Source organism: Chromobacterium rhizoryzae, from assembly GCF_020544465.1.
Classification (GTDB): domain Bacteria; phylum Pseudomonadota; class Gammaproteobacteria; order Burkholderiales; family Chromobacteriaceae; genus Chromobacterium.
Genome location: NZ_CP066126.1, coordinates 3449603 through 3470356 on the forward strand (window position 1 = coordinate 3449603; position 20754 = coordinate 3470356).

Consider the following 20754-nt stretch of genomic DNA (forward strand, 5'->3'; position numbering starts at 1 on the left):
AGCAACGATGCGCGTAGCCAGCTTCAATCTGGAAAAAAACGGCGAATCCTCGCCGCTGGATAAAAAGGCGCAGGTCGAGACCTTCATCCACCAATGCTGCTCCAACGACAGCTGGGACGTTGACGTGGTGTTTCTGTGCGAAGTGCACTCCGCCAGGCTGGACGACTATTACGATTATTTACGCGGCGTGTATCAAAACTATGATGTCCACGCCTTTGCCGGCGGCCACTCCAACGGCTACATCGTGATAACCAGAAAAGGGCTACATCTCGAAGTTGTCAGCCAGGGACACTTGAAAGGCCTGAACCGGGACTTGATCGCGGTCGTGGCCCAAGGCGTCAACGGCTACACCGGCCTCTTGTTTCTGGCTCACTTCAAATCCGGCCAGGGCGGGCTGACCAAGAGCCAGTTGCGGGACTGCACCAGCCTGGACGGACACTGGGTGGCCACCGGCGATCTGAACCTGGACTACACCCGTGTAGAGGAGCTGGACACCCCCGGCGTGGCCTATGAATGCTGGCAAGGACAGGCCACCCACGCCAAAGGCGGCATCCTGGATTGGGTGCTGGCCTCGGTCGACGTCAAAGTCGCGCCTTTCGACATCAGCGGCTGGGCGGACGCGTTCGACATGAGCGGCCCGGACCATCGCCCCATCGTCTTCGACGTCCTCAGCTGAGCGCCGCTGCCGCGAGATCCCATGCCCCGCCATCAGCCTGACTGATTATTCGACAAAGCAATACTAAGCCCACCTTTGAGGAGCATAGCGATGAGTCTAAGGTTGAGATTTGAATTGCTGAAGAGCCTGGTGAATGTCACATCGATAGAAGGCGACGGCAAGTTTCCCGGCAATGCCAACAGCAGCTGCACCGGTCAGGTGCTGACCTGGTTTCGCGCCTTGAGCGGCAACTTGAAAAGCGGCACCGGCCTTAGCGAATCGCTATTAAGTCCGCAGCAACAGGCCACCCAATTGCATTTTGAACAGCTGAATAACGGCAACACCAGAATACTGGCGTCGATAGCGGAGAAAACCGTCAATATGCGCGGGCAAAACTCCGCGGAAAACATCAAAGACAAAACCCCATGGTCAGGCAAATACAAGCTCTACATCATCGCCAGTTCCAAAGGCAGCGGCCATGCGTTGGGCGTCTATTTTCCCTGGACGGGCAGAGTCCAGTTTTACGACCCCAACCTGCTAGTGTGCGAGATGAAGAAAGACGACGACATTTACCCTTTATTATCGCAATGGGTCAGGATGTACGACGGGCTGGACGCGCCGGACTCGATATGGGGGCACGAAGACCTGTACGTCATTCCCGAATCCAAATTAAAAACCGCCTATATCGTATGACGCGGCAATCGCAAGCATCGATGCGCGCTAGCCCCCGAGCCGGGTCAGAGGCAAAGCAATGAAACACCGCATCCCATTCCCCGCCTCAAGCCGGCCTGGCCAGCGGCAAGCCACCCTATTGGCCATCTTGCCGCCAAAAACGCCTAGGCAGGAGAAGAGTCAATCCCGCCGCGCCGCTCATGCTCTCTTTCCCAATATTTGAGAACCGCCATGCCCCGCCCTTCCGACAAAACCACCCCGCTCTCGCTCAGCGCCTCCGCGCTGAAAGAGCTGTACCCGGACAGCCTGTCCGGCGACGAGGCGCTGAACGCGCTGGGCAGCTTCACCCTGGCCGGCTTCAGCGACAGCGCGCTGACGCTGGACAAGGCGGTGGCTTCCCACCTGACGCTGAGCCTGCGCCGCGACGACGACACCCGGCCGCTGGACGGCCTGTGCGCGGCGATACGCCAACTGCCGGGCGACGCCACCGCGGACCGCTACAGCGTGACGCTGCGGCCCTGGCTGTGGTGGCTGAGCCTGGCCGGCAACAACCGCATCTTCCAGAACCAGAGCGTGCCGGACATCGTAAAAGCGGTCTTCGCCGGCCACGGCTTCAGCGACTACCAACTGAAGCTGGATGCGACTTATCCCAAGCGCGAATACTGCGTGCAGTTTGGCGAGAGCGATCTCAATTTTGTGATGCGGCTGCTGGAAGACGCCGGCATCTTCTGGTTCTTCACCCACGCCGACGGCAAGCACACCCTGGTGCTGGCGGACGGCAACAGCCATTTCCCTGACTGCCCCAATAACGCCAAAATCCCCTACCTGGGCCAGGACCTGGGCGGGCGCGAGCTGGAAGGCGTGCGCAGCGCCGGCATCAGCCGCCAGGCGGTGGCCGGCGGCTACCGCGCCGGCGATTACGAATTCACCACCGCCAGCGCCTCGCTGTACGCGCAGGCGCTGGCCAAATCCGATCTGCCCAATCTCTACCAATACCCGGGCGGCTACACCAAGAAGGCGGACGGCGACGCGCTGGCCAAGCAGCGCAGCGACGGCCTGCGCGCCGAGGAAGTGGAACTGGTGGGCGACAGCGACTGCCGCTGGCTGATCCCCGGCCACTGCTTCACCCTGAGCGGCCACCCGGACCCGGCCTGCAATATCGCCTGGGTAATCACCCGCGTCAGCCACGAAGCCGGCCAGCAGCATTACCGCAACCGCTTCGCCGCCATCCCCAAGGCCACGCCCTACCGCCCGCCGCGGCTCAGCCCCAAGCCGGTGATGCACCCGCAGGTGGCCAAGGTAGTGGGCAAGGCCGGCGAGGAGATCTGGACCGATAAATACGGCCGCGTCAAAGTGCAATTCCCCTGGGACCGCGACGGCAAGGACGACGAATCCAGCTCCTGCTGGCTGCGGGTGATGCAGCCGTGGAGCGGCAAGGGCTTTGGCATGCAGTTCATCCCGCGCATCGGCCAGGAAGTGATTGTCAGCTTCATCGACGGCGACCCGGACAAGCCGCTGGTCAGCGGCTGCGTCTACAACGGCGACAACGCGCTGCCCTACGAACTGCCGGCCAAGCAGGCGCAGTCCGGCCTCAAGACCAACTCGACAAAAGGCGGCGGCGGCTTCAACGAACTACGCTTCGACGACAGCAAGGACAAGGAGGAAGTGTTCTTCCAGGCGCAGAAGGACTACACGGTGAAAGTGCTCAACGACGCGGCCGCCGACGTGGGCCACGACGAAACCCTGGTGGTGAAGAACGAGCGCAAGCGCAGCGTCACCGAGGGCAACGACAGCCTCAGCGTGGACAAGGGCAACCGCACCGTGGAAGTGAAAACCGGCAATGAAACCCTCAACGTCAAAGGCAAGCGCACGGTCAAGGTGGAGGGCGACCAGAGCCACAGCACCGGCGGCAATCACGAACACAAGGTCAGCGGCAACTACACGCTGACCGTGGACGGCAACCTCACCATCAAGGTCAGCGGCACCCTCACCCTGCAAAGCGGCGGCGCCTTCACCGCCAAGAGCGACGCCGCCTACACCGCCCAGGCCGGCACCAGCCTGACCAATAAGGCCGGCACCGGGCTCACCAACCAGGCGGGCACCGAGCTGACCAATAAAGCCGGCACCACCCTGACCAACGACGCCGGGGTGTCGCTGACCAACAAGGCCAGCGCCAGCCAGACCGTGGACGGCGGCGGCATGCTCACCCTCAAGGGCGGGCTGATCCAGCAGAACTGACGCGATGGCGGAACCGATAGACCTCCAGCAAGACCAGCAGCGCTTCGTCGGCCAGCTGGCCGACGGCAAGCTGCAAGGCCCGGCGCGCATCGACCAGGCCGGCGCGCCGCTGGCGCGCTTCCACTACCAGGACGGCCAGCTGCACGGCCCGGCCACCCTGCTGCACCCCGGCGGCCAGCCCTCGGCCCAGCTGCATTACCAGCGCGGCCAGCTGCACGGCGCCGCGCAGTATTGGTCGCCGGAGGGCGCGCTGCAACGCCAGGCCCATTACCGCCACGGCCTGCCGCACGGCGAAACCCGCACCCTGTTTCCCAACGGCCAGGCGGCGGAGCTGGCGGTCTACCGCAACGGCCTCAAGCACGGCCTGCAACAGCGCTACCATCCCAACGGCGCGCTGGCGGAACGGCAGAATTTTGTCGAGGGCAAACCGCTGGGGCCGCCGGAACGCTTCGCCGACGACGGCCGGCCGCTGAACGCGGACGGCAAGCCGATGGCGCGCTGGCGCTGGTGGTGGAGAAAGATGATGGGGTGAGCGCGGGGCCTAAGAACCTGTTTACGATCTGCTGCGCGTCGGCGATACGGCGTTAAAAACAAGCTCAAAATGCTCATGTACCACGTGTACATTCCGCTTTTTCGCTCGTTTTCGCCTTGTCTCGCTCTTGCTCGCAAGATCGTAAACACGTTCTAAGAGCGGCTAACATTGTCAGTTTCACATCTTTCGACAATCAGGACGGCTCTACATTTCTTGGACGAACATCACCGTGTTTCCGGCTGGATCGCTGACTTGCGCAAGCTTTATGAATCCTAGGTCCTGTGTTTCGCTAGCGGCAATACCAGCATCTTGACAAACGGCCCTCTGTGCTTCGATATCGTGGACACCGCATACCACAGATGATTTACCCGCAAGGCTAGGGTCAGGAGCCAGCGAAACTTGAATCCAAGCATTTTCCGCCAGCTGCCATTCGGCGACGCCCTCATAAGGGGTCACATCTGGTTTGCGCCCAAGCCATTTGGCGTACCATTCAATGGCTCCGTCAAAATCATTCACGTGAAGAACGGAAACTACACTCGTAAAGTTGTTATTCGACATTTCCTTATTCTCCTTCGCAAATAAAAATATCCGTTTTTTAAACTTGTAGGCGAGCGCTACACCTGCCGCCCCAGCCACACCACCCGTCCCAACACCGAGAAATCCGCCGGCGGCGCGGCCAGGTCCACCTCGAACGGCGGATAAGCCTCATTGGCGCTGGACAGCCCCAGCTTGCCGCCCGGCAGCCGCTGCGCCCGGCGCACCACCACCTCGCCATTCAGCTCCAGCGCGTACAAGCCGCTGCCCGGCTGCGTCTCCGCCCGGTTGACCAGGGCCAGATCGCCGTCGTTCAACACCCCGGCCATCGCGTCGCCGGCCACCGCCACCACCGCCAGCTGCTCGGCCGGCAGCTTGAGCCGGGACGCCAGCCAGCCCTGCGCCAGCGGCAAGGCCGCGCCGGCGCCGTAACACGGCACCTCCACATGCGCGCCCTGCGGCGCATAGCGCTCCACCGTCTCGCCGGTCCGCGGACCGGCCTCGCCCGGCAAGGCCTCGCCCTCGCCGAACAACAGCCAATCCGCCCGCACGCCGGTCAAACGCGAAAACTTGGCCACCAGCACGGCGGACGGCTGGCGCGCGCCGCCTTCGTAGTTTTGCAGCGACACCAGCGAGATGCCCAGTTTCTGCGCGGTGACGTCGCGCGCTTCTTTCAGCACCGTATCGCGGATAAACCTCAGTCGTTTGCCAAGAGATTCCACTGCCCACCCCCTCAGATTCAACAACGGACCCAGCTGATAGACGGAAAAACAACATTCGCGGTCCATGCAATGCATTGACTTTATTGAATATCTTTATTTTTCCGCATGACGGACCACGCTCGCATTTGCAATAAACCTCAATCGTGGTCAGATGTTTCCATGCCGATGACAAGAAGCGGCCGACGCCGTCAAGGCTGAGCCGGCCCAGGCCCGGCGGCCATCCGCCAGGCCGCGCTTGCGTCAAGGCCAAACCAGGCGCCGACACGATTCGTGCATTCTAAGCCCGCCCTCTGGAAAGCGCGAATCCGGCCGGTCCAGCCCCGGCCGGCGCGCCGGCGGCAAGCCGGCCGCGCCGCTGGCCCCCTTTAGGAGCAGCCATGCCGATACGCACCCTCCTCGCCCGATTCGCCAAGCCGCCGCCGGCCAAGCCGCTCGCCCGCCTGATCAAGACCGTGCAGCAATTGCACGCGCAGCGCGCCGACAACCCCGCCCTCGCCGCCATCGATCTAGAGCTCGCCTATCTGTCCCGCTGCTGCGAGCATTACGACGACATCGCGGACGAGCTGCGCCAGTGCTGCGAGGCGCTGAGCGCGCTGCTGCTGATGCTGCGCCACACCGAAAACGCGCAACTGCGCGGCAAGGCGCTGTGGGCCTTGCTGGAGCCGCTGCAGCAACGTTTGCAGCTGGCGGCGGCCAAGCTGGAGGCGGTGACCTCCTGAGCGGCGGCATGACCGTCGCGCCAGCCAGCGCGAGACTAGCGCTTGCGGCCGAGACGGCGGCCAGCGCAAACGGCGCCCATGCGTTTTAGAAGCCGCGCTCGCCGCGCCGCGGCTCACGCTGCGCAAGAGAGACGGGCCGGTTCCAAGCCCGCCCGCGCTCATGCGCGCCGCCTTTCAGAGCCAGCTCAAAGTCTCGCGAGCCAGGGCGAGACAAGGCGAAAATGAGTGAAAAAGCGGAATGTACACGTGGCACAAAGCATTTTGAGCGTGTACTCACCGTGCAACGCTCCACGAAGCGCAGCAGATCGTAAACAGCTTCTTAGAGGCCGCTGGCCTCATCCTTCCAGCATCTTGCGCGCGCAGGCCTCGTCGGTGACCAGGCCGGACAGCCATTCTCCGCGCAGCGCCGCCAGGATGGCCGCCGCCTTGCCCTCGCCGCCGGCGAAGGCGATCACCGGCTTGTCCGGCCGCTGCCGCAAGGCCAGGCTGGTCACCCGCTGCTGCACCGCTTCGCCCACCAGCCGGCCGGCGCTGTCCATCGGCCGGCCCAGCAGCTCCGCCACCGCCTGGCGCGCCATCAGCCCGGCAATCTCCTCCTGATCCAGAAAGCCGTCCTCCTGCAAGGGGCAGCCCGGTTCAATGGCGCCGATGCCGATGAAAGCCACGTCGGCCTCCGCGCCCAGCGCCTCCACCGCGCGGTACAGCCGGTGGTGGCACCATTGCGCGCGGTCGTCGGCGCTGTCGGCGTACAAGGGCGCCGGCAGCAGGTAGTAACGGCTTTGGGTTTTCTGCGCCGCCGGCAAGGCCACGTCGTAGCGGTTGGAGCAGCCGTCGTGGGCGATGGTGCCGATCAGCGACACCAGCCGGTGCTGCGGGCTGTGGATGTCGCCCAGCTCGTCGATCACGGCCTTGAGCGTGCGGCCGGAGCCCAGCGCCGCCACCAGCGGGCGCGGCTGCTGCAAATAGCGCTCGAACACGCGCGCGCCGGCCACCGCCAGCTTCTTGCGCAGTTCGGCCGGCGTGTCGCCGTCTGCCGGCACCACCTCGCACAGTTGCAGGCCGAAACGCCGGCGCAAGGCTTCCGCCAATTCCAGGCAGGCCGCCACCGGATGCGTCACCGTCACCTTGACCAGGCCCTGCTCCACCGCCGCCGCCACCAGCCGCTGCGCCACTTGGCGCGACACTTGCAGCTGCTCGGCGATCTCGTGCTGGGTCTTGCCCGCCACGTAATACAGCCAGGCGGCCCGCGCCGCCTGGTCCAGCTTTTCCTGCTGTTTGGACAAAACACCCTCCTCGCTTGGTTTGGCCCTCGCCCGCGTCCGCGTCCGCAACGCAGAGAGGCACATTCTAAACGATTGGCGCGCCGCGCTTCATTCGCCGCAAGCACGAAGAAATAGGCTTTTAAAATCATGCTGCTATGCAGCACTTCTTTTTCGCCCTCTGCGCTTGACAGCCTTCTTCATTTTATCGAATATTTGCCCACAACAAGAGCAAATGCTCAAAAACAATCTTTGGAGGAGAAAGCATGAAGTTGAAACACAAGGTGGCCATCGTCACCGGCGCGGCCGGCGGCATCGGGCTGGCGGTGGCGCGCCGCTATCTGGCCGAAGGCGCGCGCTGCCTGCTGGTGGACCTGCGGCTGAGCCCGGAACTGCTGGCGCTGGCCGGCGGGGCGGACGCGGACAACACGGCCTTGCTGGCCGCCGACATCGGCAAGCGCGACGATATCGAACACATCGTCCGCGCCGCGATCGAGCGCTTCGGCCGCGTGGACATCCTCTACAACAACGCGGCGCTGTTCGACCTGGCCCCGCTGCTGGAAGCCAGCTGGGACAGCTATGAGCGGCTGTTCGCCGTCAACGTCAAGGGCATGTTCTTCCTGATGCAGGCGGCGGCGCGGCAAATGGCGGCCCAGGGCGAGGGCGGCAAGATCATCAATCTGTCGTCCCAGGCCGGCCGCCGCGGCGAGGCGCTGGTGGCCCATTACTGCGCCAGCAAGGCGGCGGTGATCAGCTACACCCAGTCCGCCGCCCTGGCGCTGGCGCCGCACGGCATCAACGTCAACGCCATCGCGCCCGGCGTGGTGGACACGCCGATGTGGGATCAGGTGGACGCGCAGTTCGCCCTTTACGAGAGCCTTGGCCCCGGCGAGAAAAAACGGCGGGTGGGCGCGGCGGTGCCGCTGGGCCGCATGGGCAGGCCGGAGGATTTATGCGGCGCGGCGGTGTTTCTCGCCTCCGCCGACGCGGACTACATCACCGCCCAGACGCTGAACGTGGACGGCGGCAACTGGATGAGCTGAGCCGCCACGCCGGCAAACCGCCCTGATTCACGCCTCAAGACCCGATCCAGAACCGCAGACACCGCCCCGAGCGGGTCCGAGCCGCCGCCGCATCGCGCCCGGCAAGCCGGCCGCACCAGCTTTGTCCGCAACGCTTCAAGCAAGGAGAAACGCCATGACCAGACCCTGCCGCTTCCCGCTGGCCGCCACCCTGCTGCTGGCCGGCTCCGCCCACGCCGCCACCCTCACCATCGCCACGCTGAACAACCCGGACATGATCACGCTGAAAAAGCTGTCCCCGGCCTTCGAGGCGCAAAACCCCGGCATCAAGCTCAACTGGGTGGTGCTGGAGGAAAACATGCTGCGCCAGCGCGTCACCACCGACATCGCCACCAAGAGCGGCAAATTCGATCTGATGACGATAGGCACCTACGAAGCGCCGATCTGGGCCCAAAAAGGCTGGTTGCAGCCCATGGATCAACTGGCGCCCGGCTATGAACTGGCCGATGTGGTCAAGACCGCGCGCGACGCGCTGTCCTACAAGGGCCAGCTGTACGCGCTGCCCTTCTACGTGGAAAGCTCGATGACCTATTACCGCAAGGACTTGTTCGCCAAACTGGGGCTGAACATGCCGGAGCGGCCCACTTACCAGCAGATCGCCGGCTTCGCCAAAACGCTGAAGGAAAAAGGCGGGGTGTACGGCATCTGCCTGCGCGGCAAGGCCGGCTGGGGCGAGAACATGGCCTATCTGTCCACCCTGATCCACACCAACGGCGGCCGCTGGTTCGACGAGCAATGGCGGCCGACGATAGACAGCCCGGAGTGGAAGCAGTCGCTGAACTTCTACGTGGACCTGATGCGCCGCTACGGCCCGCCCGGCGCCAGCACCAACGGCTTCAACGAGAACCTGACCCTGTTCGCCAGCGGCAAATGCGGCATCTGGATAGACGCCACCGTGGCCGCCGGACTCTTGTTCAACCCCAAGGAATCCCAGGTGGCGGACAAGGTGGGCTTCGCCCAAGCGCCGACGGGGGTGACGCCCAAGGGCTCCAGCTGGCTGTGGTCCTGGGCGCTGGCGGTGCCCAAGTCCTCGCGCCAGCAGGCGGCGGCCAAGCAGTTCGCGCAATGGGCCACCTCCAAGGACTACATCCGGCTGGTGGCCAAGGATCAGGGCTGGACCTCGGTGCCGCCCGGCACCCGCCTGTCCACTTACCAGCAGCCGGAATACCAAAAGGCCGCGCCCTTCGCCAAATTCGTGCTGGCGGCGATCCAGCAGGCCAATCCCAATGAGCCGGCGCTGAAAAAAGTGCCCTATACCGGCATCCAGTATGTCGGCATCCCGGAGTTCCAGTCCTTCGGCACCGTGGTGGGCCAGGCCGTTTCCGGCGCGCTGGCCGGTCAAAGCAGCGTGGACGCGGCGCTGAAAGCCGGCCAGGCGGCGGCGGACCGGGCGGTGCGGCAAGGCGGTTATCAGAAGCCGTAAGAACCTACGGAGTCTGCCCCCAGCGCTTCGCCGCTCCCATCCACCCACGACCGCCGTCGCGGCGGTCCGGAGGAAAACCCATGCCCTCTCCCGCTCACACTTTGCGCGCCGACGCCGGCGCGGCCCCGCCGCCCAGGCCGCGCCGCGGCGGCGTACAGCGCTGGCTGCTGGCCCCGGCGGTGCTCAGCCTGTTGCTGTGGTCGCTGGTGCCGCTGGCGATGACCCTGTATTTCTCGGTCAACCGCTACAGCCTGCTGAGCCCGGACGAATCCGGCTTCGCCGGCCTGGACAATTACCGCTTCCTGTGGAGCGATCCGGCCTTTGTCCCCTCCATCGCCAACACCTTGCTGCTGACCGGCGCGGTGCTGCTGATCTCCGTCGTCGGCGGCGTGCTGATGGCGGTGCTGTTCGACCAGCCCTGCTTCGGCCGCGGCCCGGCCCGGCTGCTGGCCATCGCGCCCTTCTTCGTGATGCCCACCGTGGGCGCGCTGATCTGGAAGAACATGCTGCTGCACCCGGTCTACGGCCTGTTCGCCGCCGCCGCGCAAGCGCTGGGCCTGCCGCCGGTGGACTGGCTGGGCCAGTACCCGATGTTCTCTCTCATCCTGATCGTCAGCTGGCAATGGCTGCCCTTTGCCTTCCTGATCCTGCTCACCGCCATCCAGTCGCTGGACCCGGAGCAGAAGGAAGCCGCCCAGATCGACGGCGCCGGCCCGCTGGCCATGTTCTTCCACATCGTCCTGCCGCATCTGAGGCGGCCCATCGGCGTGGTGGTGATGATTGAAACCATCTTTTTGCTATCGGTGTTCGCGGAAATCTACGCCACCACCGGCGGCGGCCCCGGCACCTCCACCACCACGCTGTCCTTTTTGATCTACGCGGTGGGCTTGCAGCAATTCGATGTCGGCCTGGCGTCCACCGGCGGCGTGCTGGCGGTGGTGCTGGCCAATATCGTGGCGGTGTTCCTGATCCGCATGCTGGCGCAGAACTTCAAGGAGGAGCGACAAACATGAACGCGAGAGCGACGCTGTCCTGGCGCTACGCCGCCACCTCCGCCGCGGCCTGGCTGATCGCCCTGCTGCTGTTCTTCCCCATCCTGTGGATGCTGCTGACCGCCTTCAAGACCGAGGCCCAGGCCTACCAGCTCAGCCTGTGGTTCCAGCCCACGCTGGACAGCTTCCGCGAGGTGTTCGCCCGCAGCGACTACCTGGCCTTTGCCGGCCATTCCATCGCCGTGTCCTTCGGCGCCACCGCGCTCAGCCTGCTGCTGGCGGTGCCGGCCGCCTATAGCCTGGCCTTCCATCCCGGCGCGCGCGCGCAGCCGCTGCTGCTGTGGATGCTGTCCACCAAGATGCTGCCTTCGGTGGGCGTGCTGCTGCCGGTCTATCTGCTGCTGAAACAGGGCGGCCTGCTGGATACCGTGACCGGGCTGGCGCTGGTCTACGCGCTGGCCAATCTGCCGATCGCGGTGTGGATGGCCTACACCTATTTCTGCGAAGTGCCGCGCGAAATCCTGGAGGCGGCGCGCATGGACGGCGCCGGCCTGTGGCAGGAAATCATGCATATGCTGCTGCCGATGGCCCTGCCCGGCCTGGCGTCCACCAGCTTGCTGTTGCTGATTCTGAGCTGGAACGAGGCGTTCTGGAGCATCAATCTGTCCAGCGCCCACGCCGCGCCGCTGACGGTGTTCATCGCCTCCTACTCCAGCCCGGAGGGCCTGTTCTGGGCCAAGCTGTCCGCCGCCTCGCTGCTGGCGGTGGCGCCCATCCTGGCGCTGGGCTGGCTGACGCAAAAGCAGCTGGTGCGCGGCCTCACTTTCGGAGCGGTCAAATGAGCGCCGCCGTCTCCCATCTGGTCTGCGATTGCGACGGGGTGCTGCTGGACAGCGAGGCCGCCGCCCAGCGCGCGCTGCAAACGCAGCTGGCGGCGCGCCTGCCGTCCGGCGTGGACGCGGCCGCGGTGATCCAGCCGCGGCTGGGCATGACGCTGGAAGCGCTGTTGGCCGACATCGCCCGCCAGCACCCCTTGCCGCTGACGCCGGACGAGATCGCGCGCATCCGCCGGGCGGTGGACGCCGAGGTGGCGGCGCGGCTGCGGGCCGTACCCGGCGTGGCCGCCGCCTTGCGCGCCATCCCCTTGCCCAAGGCGGTGGCCAGCAACAGCGCCGGGGCGCGGGTGCGCGCGGCGTTGCGCCGCACCGGGCTGTGGCCCTTGTTCCAGGGCCGCGTGCATTGCGCCGACGAGGTGGGCGCGGCCAAGCCGGCGCCGGATGTCTACCTGGCGGCCTGCCGCTCGCTGCGCGCCGCGCCGGATCGCTGCCTGGCGCTGGAGGACAGCGTCACCGGCGTCACCGCCGCCCGCGCCGCCGGCCTGCGCGTGCTGGGCTTCGCCGGCGCCGGCCACATCGCCGCCGGCCACGCAGAGCGGCTGCTGGCCGCCGGGGCCGGCCTGGTCTTCGACGATATGCGGCGGCTGCCGGAGCTGGTGCGCCGGCTGCAAGCCCGTCCGTTCTGAAATACTGATAAGGAGAAAACACATGGCAAGCGTCCAATTGCGCCATGTCGGCAAACGCTACGGCGACGGTCCGGAAGTGATGTCCGACATTCAACTGCACATCGACGACGGCGAGTTCGTCGTCTTCGTCGGCCCGTCCGGCTGCGGCAAGTCCACGCTGCTGCGCATGATCGCCGGCCTGGAGGAGATCAGCGACGGCGAGCTGGAGATAGGCGGCGAACGCATGAACGAGGTGCCGGCGGCCAAGCGCGGCATCGCCATGGTGTTCCAGTCCTACGCGCTCTACCCGCATATGAGCTTGTACGACAATATGGCCTTCGGCCTCAAACTGGCCGGCAAGAGCCGCGCCGAGATCGACGCCGCGGTGCGCCGCGCCGCCGCCATCCTGCACATCGACCACCTGCTGGAGCGCAAGCCCAAGGCCCTGTCCGGCGGCCAGCGCCAACGGGTGGCCATAGGCCGCGCCATCACCCGCCAGCCCAAGGTGTTCTTGTTCGACGAGCCGCTGTCCAATCTGGACGCGGCGCTGCGGGTCAAAATGCGGCTGGAGTTCGCCCGCCTGCACCAGCAACTGAAAACCACCATGATCTACGTGACCCACGACCAGGTGGAGGCGATGACGCTGGCGGACAAGATTGTGGTGCTGTCGGCCGGCCGCGTCGAACAAGTGGGCGCGCCGCGCGCGCTCTACCACCATCCGGCCAACCGTTTCGTCGCCGGCTTCATCGGCTCGCCGCGGATGAATTTTCTGCCGGGCCGCGTGTTGAGCATCCAGCCGGCAGGCGTGGCCGTGCGTCTGGACGGCGGCGGCGAGCTGCTGGCGGCGGTGACGGCGCAAGACCTGAAGCCCGGCGACGCCGTCGCCGTCGGCGTCCGCCCGGAACACCTGCAACCGGCCCCCGGGCCAGCGGCGCTGCGCGCCCGCGTGGCCGCGGTGGAAAGCCTGGGCGACTGCGCCTATCTGTACGCCGAGGCGCCGGACGCCGACGAGCCGCTGATCAGCCGGATCTCGGACGCGCAGGACTTCGCCGCCGGCGACGAAACGGGCTTCAGCGCACAGCCGCATCACTGCCACCTGTTCCGCGAGGACGGCCTGGCCCTGCCGCGCCTGCCGCGCTAAACCCCGCCATGGAACCCGCGATGACACTTGCCCCCACCCCGCCGCGCTGGCTGCATATCGGCGCCGGCGCCTTCCACCGCGCCCACCAGGCCGTCTATCTGGACCAACTGGCCGGCGCCGACGCCGAGCCCTGGCGGCTGGCCGTCGGCAATATCCGCGCCGACCTGAACCCGCTGCTGGAGCAGTTGGCGGCGCAGCAAGGCCAGTACACGCTGGAAACCGTCAGCCCGGCCGGCGAGCGCCGCTACCGGCGCATCCGCGCCATCGACGCGGTGCTGCCCTGGGATCGCCAACTGAGCGCGCTGATAGGCGAAGGCGCGCACCCGGCCACCCGGGTGATCTCCTTCACCGTCACCGAAGCCGGCTACTACCTGAACCAGGAGCAGGCGCTGGACACCGCCAATCCGGAGCTGGCGGACGATTTGCACGGTGGGCTCAACACCCTGTACGGCGCCGTCGCCGCGATTTTGCGCGCGCGCGCGGCGCGCGGCGGCGGCGCGCTCACCTTGCTCAACTGCGACAATCTGCGCCACAACGGCGAGCGCTTCCGCCAGGGCCTGGAACAGTTTCTGACCCTGCGCCAGGAAACCGAGCTGCTGGCGTGGACACGCCGCCACAGCAGCTGCCCCAACGCCATGGTGGACCGCATCACCCCGCGGCCGCCGCCGGAGCTGGCGGAGCGGGTGGCCGCCGCCACCGGCTGGCGCGACCCCTGCGCGATCACCGCCGAATCCTTCACCCAGTGGGTGATAGAGGACCGCTTCGCCGCCGGCCGCCCGGCGCTGGAGCGCGTCGGCGCGCAGCTGGTGGCCGATGTCCAGCCCTATGAGGAAGCCAAGATCCGCATCCTCAACGCCAGCCACAGCGGCATCGCCTGGGCCGGCAGCCTGCTGGGCCTGGACTTCATCCACCAGGGCGCGGCGGACCCGGACATCCGGCAACTGGCTCACGACTACGTCAGCCAGGACGTGATCCCCTGCCTCAGCCCCAGCCCGCTGGACCTGGCCGGCTACCGCGACAGCGTGCTGGAGCGCTTCGGCAATCCGGCGCTGGGCGACAGCAATCAGCGCGTGGCGGCGGACGGCTACGCCAAGCTGCCCGGCTTCATCGCGCCCACGCTGCGGGAATCCATCGACGCCGGCCGCCGGCCGGACGCCTGCGCCATGCTGCCGGCGCTGTTCCTGCGCTTTTTGCAACGCTGGCGCGCCGGCCGGCTGGGCTACGCCTACCGGGACGGCAGCATGGACATCGCCGCCTGCCATCGCATGCTGGCGGCCGCCGACCCGGTGGCCGCCTACTGCGCGGACCCGGCGCTCTGGGGCCCCTTGGCCGGCAGCCCGGCGCTGGTCGCGCCCTTGCGCGCCGCATTGGCGCGGGTGGACAGCTGGCTGGACGGCCGCGGACGGGGATAGACTGCGCGAGAGAGCCGCCATCCGGCCGTCCGCCACTCCCTCCAAGGACAAAACCATGTATCTGGGCATCGATCTGGGCACTTCGGAAATCAAGGCCGTGCTGCTGGACGGCGACAACCGCCCGCTCGCCAGCGCCGGCGCGGCGCTGGACGTGTCGCGGCCGCGGCCGGGCTGGGCCGAGCAAGACCCGGAAGACTGGTGGCGCGCCGCCTGCGCGGCGGTCGCCAAGCTGCGCGAGCAGGCGCCGGCCGCGCTGGCCGCCACCCGCGCCGTCGGCCTGTCCGGCCAGATGCACGGCGCGGTGCTGCTGGACAGCAGGGACCGCGTGTTGCGGCCGGCCATCTTGTGGAACGATTTGCGCAGCGTGGCCGAATGCGCCGAACTGACCGCCGCCGCGCCGCGGCTCCACGCCGTCGCCGGCAACCTGGCCATGCCCGGCTTCACCGCGCCCAAATTGCGCTGGCTGGCGCGGCATGAGCCGGAGAGCTTCCGCGCCGTCGCCACCGTGCTGCTGCCCAAGGACTATCTGCGCCTGCGCCTGTGCGGCGACAAGATCACCGACACCTCGGACGCCTCCGGCACCTTGTGGCTGGACGTGGGCCGCCGCGACTGGTCCGAGGAGCTGCTGGACGCCGGCGGACTGTCGCGCCGCCAGATGCCGCGGCTGGTGGAGGGGCTGGCGCCGGCCGGACGGCTGAGCCCGGCCGCGGCCGCCGCCTGGGGCATCGCTCAGCCGCCGCTGATCGCCGGCGGCGCCGGGGACGGCGCGGCCAGCGCCGTCGGCATCGGCGCGATCGCCCCCGGCGACGGCTTCCTGTCCCTGGGCACCTCCGGGGTGATCTTCGTCGTCGACGACCGTTTCCGCCCCAATCCGGCGCAGGCGCTGCACGCCTTCTGCCATGCGCTGCCCCGGCGCTGGAGCCTGATGAGCGTGATGCTGTCCGCCGCCAGCTGCCTGCGCTGGTTCTGCCGGCTGGCCGGCGTGGACGAGGCGACGCTGCTGACGGAAATCGAGCAGCTGAGCCCGGCGGAACAAGCCGCCGCGCCGGTGTTCCTGCCCTATTTGTCCGGCGAGCGCACTCCGCACAACGACCCCTTCGCCCCGGGCGCCTTCTGGGGCCTGAGCCAGGCGCACGGCCGCGCCGCGCTCGGCTACGCGGTGCTGGAGGGCGTCGCCTTCGGCATGGCGGACGGGCTGGACGCGCTGCGCGCCGCCGGCGCCGCGCCGCGAGCCTTGTCCCTGGTGGGCGGCGGCGCGCGCAGCCCGTTCTGGGCGCAGTTGCTGGCCGACGCGCTGGACGCCGAAATCCTCACCCATCAGGGCGGCGAAGCCGGCGCCGCGCTGGGCGCGGCCCGCCTGGGCTGGCTGGCGGACGGCGGCGACCTCGGCGCCGTCTGCGCCAAACCGCCGCTGCGGGCGCGCTGCGCGCCGGACGCCGCCCGGCATCAGGCCTTGCAAGCTCGCCTGCGTCACTTTCGCGCCCTCTACCAGGCGCGGCCCCCCTCATTTGCGGAGACCTCCCCATGATTCTGTGCTGCGGCGAAGCCCTGTACGATTTTTTCCTGGAACCCGGCGCGGCGGAATGGCCGCAGCTGAACTACCGCGCCGTGCCCGGCGGCTCGCCGTTCAATGTGGCCGTGGGCCTGGCGCGGCTGGGCCGGCGCGCGGCCCTGCTGACGCCCTTGTCCAACGATTATCTGGGCGCGCAGCTGCGGCGGCTGTTGGAGCGGGAGGGGGTGGACGGACGCTATCTGCTGCCGCGCGATCTGCCCACCACTTTGGCGATGGTGAGCGTGGACGCAGGCGGCCAGCCGCAATACGGCTTCTACGGCGAGCGCGCGCCGGAAGCCAGCCTGCGCCCGGAGGAGCTGCCGACGCTGGACGACGAAGTCGCCGCCGTCCACTTCGGCTCCTACGCCTTGGTGGGCCGCCCCGGCGGCGAGGCGCTGCAAGCGCTGGCGGCCCGCGAAAGCGGCCGGCGGCTGATCTCGCTGGATCCCAATCTGCGGCTGAACGTGGAGCCGGAACGGGCGCGCTGGCGGCAATGCCTGGACATCCATCGCCGCCACGCCCATCTGATCAAGGTCAGCGCCGAGGATCTGGCCCTGCTGTATCCGGGACAGGAGATCGAAGCCTGCGCCCGCGGCTGGCTCGCCCCGCCATGCCAGTTGCTGCTGCTGACCCGCGGCGAACAAGGCGTGCGCGTGTTCAGCCGCCGTCACGGCGAATGGGAACAGCCGGCCGCCGCCGTCCAGGTGGTGGACACCGTGGGCGCCGGCGACAGCTTCCAGGCCGCGCTGCTGTGCCGGCTGGCCGAGCTGGGCCGGCTGAGCCCGGACGGGCTGGCGGCGCTGAGCCGGGCGGAAACCGAGGATCTGGTCCGCTTCGCAACGCGCGCCGCCGCCCTCACCTGCGCGCGGCGCGGGCCGGACCTGCCGCGACGGGCGCAGCTGGCGGACTAAGCGCCTGTTCAAAGCCTCGCGAGCGAGGGCGAGGCCAGGCGTTGCGGCGGAGAAAGCGGAATGTGCTCGCGGCGCATGAGCATTTCGAAGCGGCGCTCGCCGCGCCGCGTTTCACGAATAGCGGCAGACTGTGAACAGGTTCTAAAGCGGCGCCGACTCGCCGCCGCCCTCTGCCCGCAGCCAATCGAACAGATTCGCCATCGCCTCGCTGCGCAGCGCGTCGCGCGGCCGGGACAACCACCATTGCGCGCCGGGCCGGCGCGGGTAGCCGGCCAGCTCGCGCAGCCGGCCGTCGGCCAGCGCCTCCTCCAAGGCCGGCGACGGCAGACAGGCGATGCCGTGGCCGCGCAGGGCCGCGTCCAGCGCCAGCTGCGGCGCATCGTAAACGGCGGCGACGCCGAAACGCGGCAGCAGCGCTTGCACCGCGGCCTCCGCCTCCTCCGGCATGCGCGTCTTTTCCAGGCAGATCAAACGCGCCAGCTGCGGATGGCGCTCGGCCGGCAACGCCGCCAGCTGTTCCGCCAAGGCCGGCGCGGCGACGAAACGCCAGTCCTCGCGCAGCCAGGCCGCGTCTTCCCAGCCGGCCGTCGCCATCGGCTGCCGGCCGATGACGATGTCCACGTCGATCTCATCGGCCTGGCCCGGCTCCTCGTCTATGGATAACAAGGGCACGATGTCGGGATGGGCGGCGCGCAGCCGGTCCAAGCGTCCCTGCAGCCAGCCGTGCAGTAAAAAAGCCGGCCCCACCAGCACCACCAGGCCCGGGTCCGTGTAGACCGCGATGCGGTCCAGCCCGCGCCGCAGCGTGTCCAGCGCGCGCCGCACGCTTTGTTGCAGCATTTCGCCGGCAAAGGTCAGTTCGATGCCGCGGCCCACTCGCTGGAACAAAGGCTGGCCGACAAAGGCCTCCAGCTGTTGAATCTGATGACTGACCGCGGACTGCGACAGATGCAGCGCCTCGGCGGCGCGGGAAACGCTGCCCAGGCGCGCGGCGGCTTCGAAGCCGGTCAGCAGCCGCAGCGAGGGCAGGCGGCCAAGCGCGCCCGTCGCCGGGTCTTCCCGCTCGGCCGCCTGCGGCCCGCCGCTGTTATCGCCTCTCTCCATCCGAATATGTCCTCCTGATTTCCGGTCGGCGCGGACGCGCAGCGGGCTGTGAACGCATGCTCAAGCCGGTTGCTGCTGGGTCGCGCAATGAATGCCCCCGCCGCCGGCGGCGATGCCGTCGATGTTCAGCTGCACCACCTCGCGTTGCGGGAAGAGCTCGCGCAAGGCCGCGCCCGCGTTGCGGTCCGCCTTGGCGTCGCCGAACTCCGGCGCGATCACCGCCCCGTTGCAGACGTAGAAATTGATATAGCCGGCCGCCATCTCGTGGCCCTCGTACTCCGGCCTCACCCGCTCCGGCCCCGGCAAGACCACCACCTCCAACTTGCGGCCGCGCGCGTCCCGCGCCTGGCGCAGCAGGCTCAGATGACGGCGCGTCACCTGGTAATCGTAAGACTGCGGGTCCGTCTCCAGGCCGGCCACCACCACGCCGGGGCGAGCGAAACGGGCGTAAAAATCGGTATGGCCGTCGGTGATGTCGCGGCCGGCGATGCCGGGCAGCCAGATCACCTTGTCCACGCCCAGCAGCCGGCGCAGTTCGCGCTCGCACTGCGCCTTGCTCAGGCCCGGGTTGCGATTGGGATTGAGCACGCAGCTTTCGGTGATGATGGCGGTGCCCTCGCCGTCCACCTCGATGCCGCCGCCCTCCAGCACCAGCGAGGTCCGCACGACCGGCGCGCCGCTCTTGGCCGCCACCGCGGCCGCCACCTTGGCGTCCCTACGGTGCGCCTGCTTGCCGCCCCAGCCGTTGAAGTTGAAATCCACCGCCGCCGCCCCGCCCTTGCCCTTGACGAAGATCGGGCCGCTGTCGCGTATCCACAGATCGTCCAGCGGCTGCTCCACCAGTTCCACCTTGGGGCCGCACAGCTTGGCCGCCAGCGCCATGTCCTCGGCGCGCGTCAGCATGCGCACCGGCTCGTGGGCGGCGATGGCCTGGGCCACTCGCGCCAGATCCCGCCGCACCACCGGCAGCAAACTCGTGCCCCACACCTCCAGGCTGGGACCGAAGGCCATCCAGGTGGCGGCGTGGCCCTCGCCCTCGTCCGGCATGCGGTAGCCGGCCGCGTTCGGCTCCGCGCTCCAAGCGCGGGCGGCCATCATGCCGCCCGCCGTCAACAGGCTTGCGCCCAGGAATTGTCGTCTAGTGCTCATCGCCGTGTCTCCAAGGCCGGTTTCCAGCCACATGGCCGTGCTTGGCATTGTGCAAGCGGACATGCATTTGAAAAAGCGATGAATTTTGCGGAAACCTATCTATTTCTATCATGTATTTGCCGCCGCCGCGCGCCGGCGGGAAGAATGACATAAGCTGAAGACGGAATACAGGAGGGGCCGGCATGCGTCTCGCGCTTTGCATCATCATCGCCGTCATCGCGGCCCAGGCCCGCCTGGCCCTGGCGCAAGATCCGGAACTGGTGATGGGCTACCGCACCAATGAACGGCGTCCCTATATCGACGACGACAACGACGAAGGCATCTATAAAACCCTGTACAGCCGCGCCTGCCAAAGAATCGGCTGCACGCTGAAAGTGGTGCGCCTGCCAAAGAAGCGCGTGCTGCAAGCGCTGGCGCAGGGCGAGGTGGACTTCTATCCCGGCTACACCTACAACGCGGAGCGCGAGCCCATCGCCCTGTTCCTGCCCAACGGCCTGCGCGAGCGCCATGTCGTCATTACCCGCGCCAGCCACCCCGCGGTACGCGGCTACGCCGATCTGGACAATGGCGTGGAACTACGCAGCCTGGGCAACCCGGACCTGATTCCCCTGCCGTGGCAAGCGCGCATCAAGGTTCTGCAAGTGCCGGAAATGGATGTGGAGCGCGCCTTTCGCCTGATCAGCGCCGGCAAGGCGGATTTCTACATCTACGACGAACTGACGCTGCGCTTCTACTGGGAGCGGCTGCGGCCGGCCGGACTGACGCTGCACCCGTCGCTGGAGCCCTGGCAAGCCATGCATATGGGCTTTTCCAAACACTCCCGCTTTTACCGCGCGCAGCCCAATCCGGATTACCGCGCCGACCAGCCCTTAAGCCCGGACAACTACCCGCTGCGGCTGGACCCGGCCTCGCTGGCCGGCAGACTGACGGCCGCCTTGCAGGCGATGAAGCAATCCGGCGAAACCGAACGCATCGTCGAACACTTTCTCCAGACGCCGGCCCGGTAAATGGAAAGCCACCGGCTCCCACCCCCATAAACAAAACCCCTGACGCCGCCGTACGGCGCGTCAGGGGTCCCTGCGGCAGACTTTAAGAACCTGTTTACGATCTCGCGAGCAAGGGCGAGACAAGACGGAAACGAGTGAGAAAGCGGAAT

General features: G+C 67.4%; 20 protein-coding genes. 15 read left to right on the forward strand and 5 right to left on the reverse strand.

The genetic code is table 11. The annotated features are described in order from the left end of the window. Positions 1-7: 7 nt before the first annotated feature. From JC616_RS15450 to JC616_RS15465, 4 genes are all read left to right on the forward strand, one after another. On the forward strand, positions 8-676 hold the full coding sequence (locus tag JC616_RS15450; RefSeq protein ID WP_107799793.1) for an endonuclease/exonuclease/phosphatase family protein: 669 nt from the start codon (positions 8-10) through the stop codon (positions 674-676). 114 nt (positions 677-790) lie between these two features. Further along, complete coding sequence (locus tag JC616_RS15455; RefSeq protein WP_227104100.1) at positions 791-1348, forward strand: hypothetical protein; 558 nt, start codon at positions 791-793, stop codon at positions 1346-1348. A 210-nt stretch (positions 1349-1558) separates the two neighbouring features. Further along, entirely contained in the window at positions 1559-3565 is a 2007-nt protein-coding gene (locus JC616_RS15460; protein ID WP_227104101.1) for a type VI secretion system Vgr family protein, read from the forward strand. 4 nt (positions 3566-3569) lie between these two features. Continuing rightward, complete coding sequence (locus JC616_RS15465; RefSeq protein WP_227104103.1) at positions 3570-4097, forward strand: toxin-antitoxin system YwqK family antitoxin; 528 nt, start codon at positions 3570-3572, stop codon at positions 4095-4097. A gap of 204 nt (positions 4098-4301) precedes the next feature. Here the strand turns inward: JC616_RS15465 and JC616_RS15470 are convergent, their stop codons facing one another. Further along, a complete protein-coding gene (locus JC616_RS15470) occupies positions 4302-4655 on the reverse strand; it encodes a VOC family protein (RefSeq protein WP_227104105.1) in 354 nt (117 codons plus the stop codon). Between the two features lie 56 nt (positions 4656-4711). Beyond that, positions 4712-5353 (reverse strand): S24 family peptidase, encoded by a 642-nt coding sequence (locus JC616_RS15475; protein ID WP_146176661.1) that lies wholly within the window; start codon positions 5351-5353, stop codon positions 4712-4714. A gap of 377 nt (positions 5354-5730) precedes the next feature. On the opposite strand from JC616_RS15475, the gene JC616_RS15480 reads away from it, so the two are divergent. Next, on the forward strand, positions 5731-6072 hold the full coding sequence (locus JC616_RS15480; RefSeq protein WP_107799799.1) for a hypothetical protein: 342 nt from the start codon (positions 5731-5733) through the stop codon (positions 6070-6072). A gap of 335 nt (positions 6073-6407) precedes the next feature. On the opposite strand, the gene JC616_RS15485 is transcribed toward JC616_RS15480, so the two are convergent. Further along, a complete protein-coding gene (locus JC616_RS15485) occupies positions 6408-7355 on the reverse strand; it encodes a sugar-binding transcriptional regulator (protein ID WP_227104107.1) in 948 nt (315 codons plus the stop codon). Between the two features lie 242 nt (positions 7356-7597). Between JC616_RS15485 and JC616_RS15490 the strand changes: the two genes are divergently transcribed. From JC616_RS15490 to JC616_RS15530, 9 genes are all read left to right on the forward strand, one after another. Next, a complete protein-coding gene (locus tag JC616_RS15490; RefSeq protein ID WP_019102568.1) occupies positions 7598-8374 on the forward strand; it encodes an L-iditol 2-dehydrogenase in 777 nt (258 codons plus the stop codon). A gap of 154 nt (positions 8375-8528) precedes the next feature. Further along, positions 8529-9836, forward strand: a complete 1308-nt coding sequence (locus JC616_RS15495; protein WP_227104109.1) for an ABC transporter substrate-binding protein — start codon at positions 8529-8531, stop codon at positions 9834-9836. Between the two features lie 80 nt (positions 9837-9916). Further along, positions 9917-10849, forward strand: a complete 933-nt coding sequence (locus JC616_RS15500) for a carbohydrate ABC transporter permease (protein ID WP_227104111.1) — start codon at positions 9917-9919, stop codon at positions 10847-10849. Beyond that, positions 10846-11670 carry a carbohydrate ABC transporter permease gene (locus tag JC616_RS15505; RefSeq protein WP_227104113.1) on the forward strand — a complete coding sequence of 275 codons (825 nt, stop codon included), beginning with the start codon at positions 10846-10848 and terminating at the stop codon, positions 11668-11670. Before JC616_RS15500 ends, JC616_RS15505 begins: the two co-directional genes overlap by 4 nt. After that, entirely contained in the window at positions 11667-12350 is a 684-nt protein-coding gene (locus JC616_RS15510) for an HAD family hydrolase (protein ID WP_227104114.1), read from the forward strand. The genes JC616_RS15505 and JC616_RS15510 overlap by 4 nt, the downstream gene beginning before the upstream one ends. Positions 12351-12372: 22 nt before the next feature. Continuing rightward, a complete protein-coding gene (locus JC616_RS15515; RefSeq protein WP_227104115.1) occupies positions 12373-13470 on the forward strand; it encodes an ABC transporter ATP-binding protein in 1098 nt (365 codons plus the stop codon). Positions 13471-13490: 20 nt separating this feature from the next. After that, entirely contained in the window at positions 13491-14882 is a 1392-nt protein-coding gene (gene dalD / locus JC616_RS15520) for a D-arabinitol 4-dehydrogenase (RefSeq protein ID WP_227104116.1), read from the forward strand. Between the two features lie 55 nt (positions 14883-14937). Next, positions 14938-16410, forward strand: a complete 1473-nt coding sequence (xylB, locus tag JC616_RS15525) for a xylulokinase (protein WP_227104117.1) — start codon at positions 14938-14940, stop codon at positions 16408-16410. Continuing rightward, positions 16407-17345: a carbohydrate kinase family protein gene (locus tag JC616_RS15530; protein WP_227104118.1), complete on the forward strand. Its 939-nt coding sequence runs from the start codon at positions 16407-16409 to the stop codon at positions 17343-17345. Before xylB ends, JC616_RS15530 begins: the two co-directional genes overlap by 4 nt. 141 nt (positions 17346-17486) lie before the next feature. Here JC616_RS15530 and JC616_RS15535 read toward each other — a convergent pair whose 3' ends face one another. Both JC616_RS15535 and JC616_RS15540 read right to left on the reverse strand, forming a co-directional pair. Beyond that, positions 17487-18449 carry a LysR family transcriptional regulator gene (locus JC616_RS15535; protein ID WP_227104119.1) on the reverse strand — a complete coding sequence of 321 codons (963 nt, stop codon included), beginning with the start codon at positions 18447-18449 and terminating at the stop codon, positions 17487-17489. A 60-nt stretch (positions 18450-18509) separates the two neighbouring features. Continuing rightward, the gene (locus JC616_RS15540) at positions 18510-19598 is read right to left on the reverse strand and encodes an agmatine deiminase family protein (RefSeq protein ID WP_107799810.1); all 1089 of its coding nucleotides are present in this window, start codon (positions 19596-19598) and stop codon (positions 18510-18512) included. 182 nt (positions 19599-19780) lie between these two features. Between JC616_RS15540 and JC616_RS15545 the strand changes: the two genes are divergently transcribed. Continuing rightward, a complete protein-coding gene (locus JC616_RS15545) occupies positions 19781-20605 on the forward strand; it encodes a substrate-binding periplasmic protein (RefSeq protein ID WP_227104120.1) in 825 nt (274 codons plus the stop codon). Positions 20606-20754 lie beyond the last annotated feature (149 nt).

Excerpts from the sequence above, each read along its gene's own strand:
- JC616_RS15540 (WP_107799810.1), bottom strand. The coding sequence starts at position 19,598 with ATGAGCACTAGACGACAATTCCTGGGCGCAAGCCTGTTGACGGCGGGC.
- dalD (WP_227104116.1), top strand. The coding sequence starts at position 13,491 with ATGACACTTGCCCCCACCCCGCCGCGCTGGCTGCATATCGGCGCCGGC.
- JC616_RS15500 (WP_227104111.1), top strand. The coding sequence starts at position 9,917 with ATGCCCTCTCCCGCTCACACTTTGCGCGCCGACGCCGGCGCGGCCCCG.
- JC616_RS15545 (WP_227104120.1), top strand. The coding sequence starts at position 19,781 with ATGCGTCTCGCGCTTTGCATCATCATCGCCGTCATCGCGGCCCAGGCC.
- JC616_RS15535 (WP_227104119.1), bottom strand. The coding sequence starts at position 18,449 with ATGGAGAGAGGCGATAACAGCGGCGGGCCGCAGGCGGCCGAGCGGGAA.
- JC616_RS15530 (WP_227104118.1), top strand. The coding sequence starts at position 16,407 with ATGATTCTGTGCTGCGGCGAAGCCCTGTACGATTTTTTCCTGGAACCC.
- JC616_RS15470 (WP_227104105.1), bottom strand. The coding sequence starts at position 4,655 with ATGTCGAATAACAACTTTACGAGTGTAGTTTCCGTTCTTCACGTGAAT.
- JC616_RS15450 (WP_107799793.1), top strand. The coding sequence starts at position 8 with ATGCGCGTAGCCAGCTTCAATCTGGAAAAAAACGGCGAATCCTCGCCG.
- JC616_RS15495 (WP_227104109.1), top strand. The coding sequence starts at position 8,529 with ATGACCAGACCCTGCCGCTTCCCGCTGGCCGCCACCCTGCTGCTGGCC.
- JC616_RS15465 (WP_227104103.1), top strand. The coding sequence starts at position 3,570 with ATGGCGGAACCGATAGACCTCCAGCAAGACCAGCAGCGCTTCGTCGGC.
- xylB (WP_227104117.1), top strand. The coding sequence starts at position 14,938 with ATGTATCTGGGCATCGATCTGGGCACTTCGGAAATCAAGGCCGTGCTG.
- JC616_RS15480 (WP_107799799.1), top strand. The coding sequence starts at position 5,731 with ATGCCGATACGCACCCTCCTCGCCCGATTCGCCAAGCCGCCGCCGGCC.
- JC616_RS15460 (WP_227104101.1), top strand. The coding sequence starts at position 1,559 with ATGCCCCGCCCTTCCGACAAAACCACCCCGCTCTCGCTCAGCGCCTCC.
- JC616_RS15490 (WP_019102568.1), top strand. The coding sequence starts at position 7,598 with ATGAAGTTGAAACACAAGGTGGCCATCGTCACCGGCGCGGCCGGCGGC.
- JC616_RS15515 (WP_227104115.1), top strand. The coding sequence starts at position 12,373 with ATGGCAAGCGTCCAATTGCGCCATGTCGGCAAACGCTACGGCGACGGT.
- JC616_RS15510 (WP_227104114.1), top strand. The coding sequence starts at position 11,667 with ATGAGCGCCGCCGTCTCCCATCTGGTCTGCGATTGCGACGGGGTGCTG.
- JC616_RS15505 (WP_227104113.1), top strand. The coding sequence starts at position 10,846 with ATGAACGCGAGAGCGACGCTGTCCTGGCGCTACGCCGCCACCTCCGCC.